Raw genomic sequence first — 4,395 nt, forward strand, 5'->3', positions numbered from 1 at the left:
ACGAATTTGGATTACCCATTTAGCTATCGCTCCACACGTCTAGAACACGACCAGACAGCGGAGAAGATCGGTTGCATCTACTATAGAATTCGCTACCAGCTAATGCTCTTGCTTACAAGAATGAGTTGTCTTACTCTTAATTTTGATAATATTTTCAACGTAATATTTCTAATACTGAAAGAGTAAATTACTCAACCATAAATGAACATAGCGTTACTATTCCAACGATTAGCTGAAGATAGCAGCATTGAGAATACGATTAGCACTTTATATCATTCTGAAGCGATCGCAGCGCTAATTGATTTAGAATTGCAAAATCCATCCCGCGCCAACGCATTCAACATTCGTCCTGACACGGCTGAAGACGCAATTATCCAACGGCTGGAATTACTTCAATCGGTCTATTTTGAATTTGTTCAGCTTTGTGAATATCTCAAACTGTCACCGCTTCCAATTGAGTCTCTTTGGAGCGTATGGCTTCCGTTAAGTATTCAAATTGGCGATTGGCGAGTTGCATGTTGCGCAACTCCGCCGCAATCCCAGAAATCTTGTCCGCTAATTCAAGGATTTTTAGGAGGTCAAGGCGTTGGCAAAACCACTCTTACAAAACTACTGACGCTGATTCTGCGTCACCTCGGTCACCAAACCATCAGTTTTTCCCTCGATGATCTGTATTTGCCCTACCGCGATCGCCTCCAACTCCAGCAGCACGATCCGCGCCTGATTCGTCGAGGACCGCCGGGAACCCATGACCTTGAGTTAGGGTTGCGCGTTCTACAACAGCTTCGGCAGAACCAGTTTCCAGTGGCGATTCCTCAGTTTGATAAGTCAGCGTTTAATGGAGCAGGCGATCGCACAGCGCCAATCCTTGTAACAGAAGCAGACATCGTCTTGTTTGAAGGCTGGTTTGTGGGTGTGCCACCGATTGATCCGAGTTCGTTTGAGGCTGCACCTGCGCCGATTGTGACAGAGCGCGATCGCCAATTTGCTCGCGATATGAATGAACAATTACGCGACTACTTACCGTTGTGGCACCTTTTAGACCGTCTGATTGTTCTTTATTCTCCAAACTATCAGTTAAGCAAACAGTGGCGCAAACAAGCTGAACACAAGATGATCAATCAAGGCAAAGTTGGCATGATTGACTCTGAAATTGATGATTTTGTCGAGTATTTCTGGAAAGCATTGCATCCCCAACTGTTTCTTCAACCTTTGTTGAAAGATTCGGATCGAGTCAGCCTCATTCTTGAAATCAATCCTGATCATCAGCCAGGAGCTATTTACACTCCCTCGTTCAACAATTCTCTACAGTGCAAGTGAGGGCATGACCTAAATTCCGCATCATAAACCCTGTTAATCTGATGAAAGGTAAGACCTATCAATAGAAGTGATCAATAGAAGTAATGAATTACCTTGTAGCGGTATTAAGCGATCGCATCAAAGCCGAAGAAACTTACTCTGCCCTAGAGCGCGAAGGACTGCCTACCGATAAGATTGCCATCTTAGGCAAAGGCTATAAAAGCGCCGATGAGTTTGGCTTGATTGACCCGAACGAGCAAGTTCTCAAGCAGGTGAAGCTCATGGCAAGTTGGCTCATTCCCTTTGGCTTTATAGGAGGAGCCAGCTTCAACGCAATTACTGGACTCGATACCTTTGCATGGGCAGGAGAAACCGGGAGTCTTGCGATCGCAGGTCTTTTGGGAGCCGTGTCAGGAGCGTTAGGTGGCGTATTAGTGGGCGGTGGCACCGGGTTAATTATAGGCAGCGGCGATGCTTTGCCCTACCGCAACCGACTGAATGCTGGAAAATATCTAGTGGTTGTAACAGGCACCGAATCGTTGACTCGCAAAGCAAATAAAATTTTGCAGCAGTATGACATTGAGAATATTCAAGGTTATTCAGACACAAGTGACGGATAACTTGACGGTAGAGAGCAATGAATTGATGCCTATTGAAAAACGCGCGAGCATTCAAAGCTTGATTAAAGTCAAAGCTTGGTTCTAAAGGAACTGCTGCAACGCAATTAGCGCAATTTTGTAGTGCAATCTATTTAACAAACCTTCTGGTGCATTAAGCCACACAGCGACTTGAACACTTGCTCTAAATCTTGTGTCAAGCGCTTGGCGCTCTGCTTTGGATTCTCCGAACTATAGTCCGCTACAGGAATTGGAGGATGAACGCGAATTTTAACGGCAGAACGCCATGGAACCAGAGGCTTGCTGTACTGGATGTCGATTGGCACAATTTGAACGCCTAGGTCAGGCTGACTGGCTTCTGCTTGTAAAGCTAGACGGGCAAGACCTGGTTTAAGAGGTTTGCACTCTCGGAATATATTTCCTTCTGGGAAAATAACGAGCGCTTCACCGTGTTGGAGCAAGGTTAGGCTGTGGCGAAGCGTCGCGATCGTAGGACGCTGCGTATCAATTGGAAATCCCCCTAGCTGACGAATGAACCATCCTTGCAGACCTTTCACTTCGTCGGCTGTCACCATAAACCGCAAGGTTCGCCCCGTTACGTCTTGCCCAGCGGCATAGGGAACCATAAACGCATCCCAACGCGATCGATGAGTTGGAGCCAAGATTACAGGCCCTGTCCGAGGAACATTTTCTCGCCCGGACACCTCAATGCGTCGAAAATAGAGAGGAAGTAACAGATAACGCGCTAATGGGTATGCCAAAGCCGTAAGCCACGGAGAACCATTTGAACCAACCGATTCTATTTCGGACTTGCTTTGGGTAGGTTCTACAGAGTGAGTAGGTGTCTCCAAGGAAGTTTGAGAGGATTGGGGGCTAGTCGCATTGCCATTGCGCTTAGAAGAATTCAGCAACATTATGGGGTCAATCGAAATCATGGTCGCAATAGGAAACAACAAAAAGCTTCGTACGGCGGGCGGTAAAATACCCTATGTGTCATACCGTACTGGGTTTCCACAGGTCGCGCTTCTAACTAAGGGACACTTCTAGGTCTGGCTATTGTGTCTACCTTTAGAGGGACTTTGGAGAGATTTCGGCGTTGGTTCTGTTAAAGAAAAGTGACTAAAAGTGTTGACAGTCACAGTTCCATCAGCTATATTGATAAATGTCGAGCAAACGGTGCTGGTCTTTAAGCCCCCATCGTCTAGAGGCCTAGGACACCTCCCTTTCACGGAGGCGACGGGGATTCGAATTCCCCTGGGGGTATATCAAAAATGAGGCTATAAGAGAAATTTAAACCTCTCTTATAGCCTCATTTTTATTGGAGTTTTGAAGTATCTACCGACGGTGGAAATGGGCGATCGCACCTGTGACCATGCAGCAGCGCTTGCGAGTTTTGGTATTGACCGGAGCTTCTAGCACCGTCTGATGCAGTAACGACGCTTGGGTGAATGGCGCGATTCTTCCCTCAAGGAGTGGCGTCTTTTACTATAAAGTTTGAATCGTCAGTTTCGACGTTTCGGCGTTTCGGCCTGGTCTTGGGCACTCTTTAGGCCGATTGGACGCTGAAGCTCTACGCCGAAGGTTACGCTGAACAGACGCCGAACAGACGCCAAAAATTCTGTCCCTCTACCTTTGCTGATTTCATCATGATCTCCGTCAATTTCAAACTTCACTTGTCGGCAGAGGCAATGTCTCACATGTAGTCTTCATTGATGCCTAACGAAATAGTTATACCTTGCCTAAAAGATCCCATCGGGTAGCGTTTGAAACGACGGAATGCCATCATAAGGTTCATGCCAGGTCGCTTTAGACTCAACATTGACATGAGCCAAAGGATGGAAGTCTATAGGTGTATCTACTGTGGAAAGAGCTATGCTTAGATACATCGATTTATCTTGCGCATAATTCATCAGCCTTGTTCCGCAGTTTGAGCAAAACGCTCTAAATCCACCCAAATCATTTTTGTATTCTTTTAGTAGATTTTCACCTTTTGTGATTTTGAGTGTATTCCCTTCCGCAAGCGTTACTGTAACAAAAGCAGAACCGTGGGCCTTTCTGCAGAAAGAACAGTGGCAATTAAATGTTTTCTCCGGAATTATTTCTACTTCGTATTCAATCTGACCGCAAAGACAGCTACCTTTTACCATTTTTTCTCCTAAAGACATAACTATTATTTAGCAGGGCGGTTTCCGCCTAAGATCCCAAGTTAGCGTAGTTATGTAGATTTCTGTCCACCTAAGATCTCCAGATAGGTGATGGGGTAGAAATGGGTCGGTCTAACATCCCAAATTTGGGGAATTAGGCGGAATGTTTCTGCCTATTCTCTCGGGTGAACCCAGCGATCGCCCTTTTAATGCAACAAGTGAGCTGGCTCTGGTTGCTTGCTCCACACCGCCGCTTCTTTGTGGGTAGCTAAGGCAATCACTTGAAATGACACCCAAAAATCGGACAGGGAGCTAAGAGTAGTATCCTTGTTCAG

5 protein-coding genes and 1 tRNA gene are annotated in these 4,395 nt (G+C 46.1%); 3 read left to right on the forward strand and 3 right to left on the reverse strand.

Annotated elements, in window-relative coordinates; translation table 11 throughout:
• Positions 1 to 201 precede the first annotated feature (201 nt).
• Together AC5JLB_RS13955 and AC5JLB_RS13960 are read left to right on the forward strand one after the other, a co-directional pair.
• A complete protein-coding gene (locus AC5JLB_RS13955; protein WP_495874433.1) occupies positions 202 to 1,320 on the forward strand; it encodes a glycerate kinase in 1,119 nt (372 codons plus the stop codon).
• Positions 1,321 to 1,403: 83 nt separating this feature from the next.
• Entirely contained in the window at positions 1,404 to 1,919 is a 516-nt protein-coding gene (locus tag AC5JLB_RS13960; protein ID WP_495874434.1) for a hypothetical protein, read from the forward strand.
• A gap of 131 nt (positions 1,920 to 2,050) precedes the next feature.
• Here AC5JLB_RS13960 and AC5JLB_RS13965 read toward each other — a convergent pair whose 3' ends face one another.
• On the reverse strand, positions 2,051 to 2,851 hold the full coding sequence (locus AC5JLB_RS13965; RefSeq protein ID WP_495874435.1) for a lysophospholipid acyltransferase family protein: 801 nt from the start codon (positions 2,849 to 2,851) through the stop codon (positions 2,051 to 2,053).
• A 255-nt stretch (positions 2,852 to 3,106) separates the two neighbouring features.
• Between AC5JLB_RS13965 and AC5JLB_RS13970 the strand changes: the two genes are divergently transcribed.
• Positions 3,107 to 3,179 (forward strand) — tRNA-Glu (locus AC5JLB_RS13970).
• A gap of 72 nt (positions 3,180 to 3,251) precedes the next feature.
• Here the strand turns inward: AC5JLB_RS13970 and AC5JLB_RS13975 are convergent.
• Together AC5JLB_RS13975 and AC5JLB_RS13980 are read right to left on the reverse strand one after the other, a co-directional pair.
• Positions 3,252 to 3,374 (reverse strand): hypothetical protein, encoded by a 123-nt coding sequence (locus AC5JLB_RS13975; protein WP_495874437.1) that lies wholly within the window; start codon positions 3,372 to 3,374, stop codon positions 3,252 to 3,254.
• 281 nt (positions 3,375 to 3,655) lie between these two features.
• On the reverse strand, positions 3,656 to 4,081 hold the full coding sequence (locus AC5JLB_RS13980; RefSeq protein WP_495874436.1) for a GFA family protein: 426 nt from the start codon (positions 4,079 to 4,081) through the stop codon (positions 3,656 to 3,658).
• Positions 4,082 to 4,395 lie beyond the last annotated feature (314 nt).

Source organism: Myxacorys chilensis, from assembly GCF_059505265.1.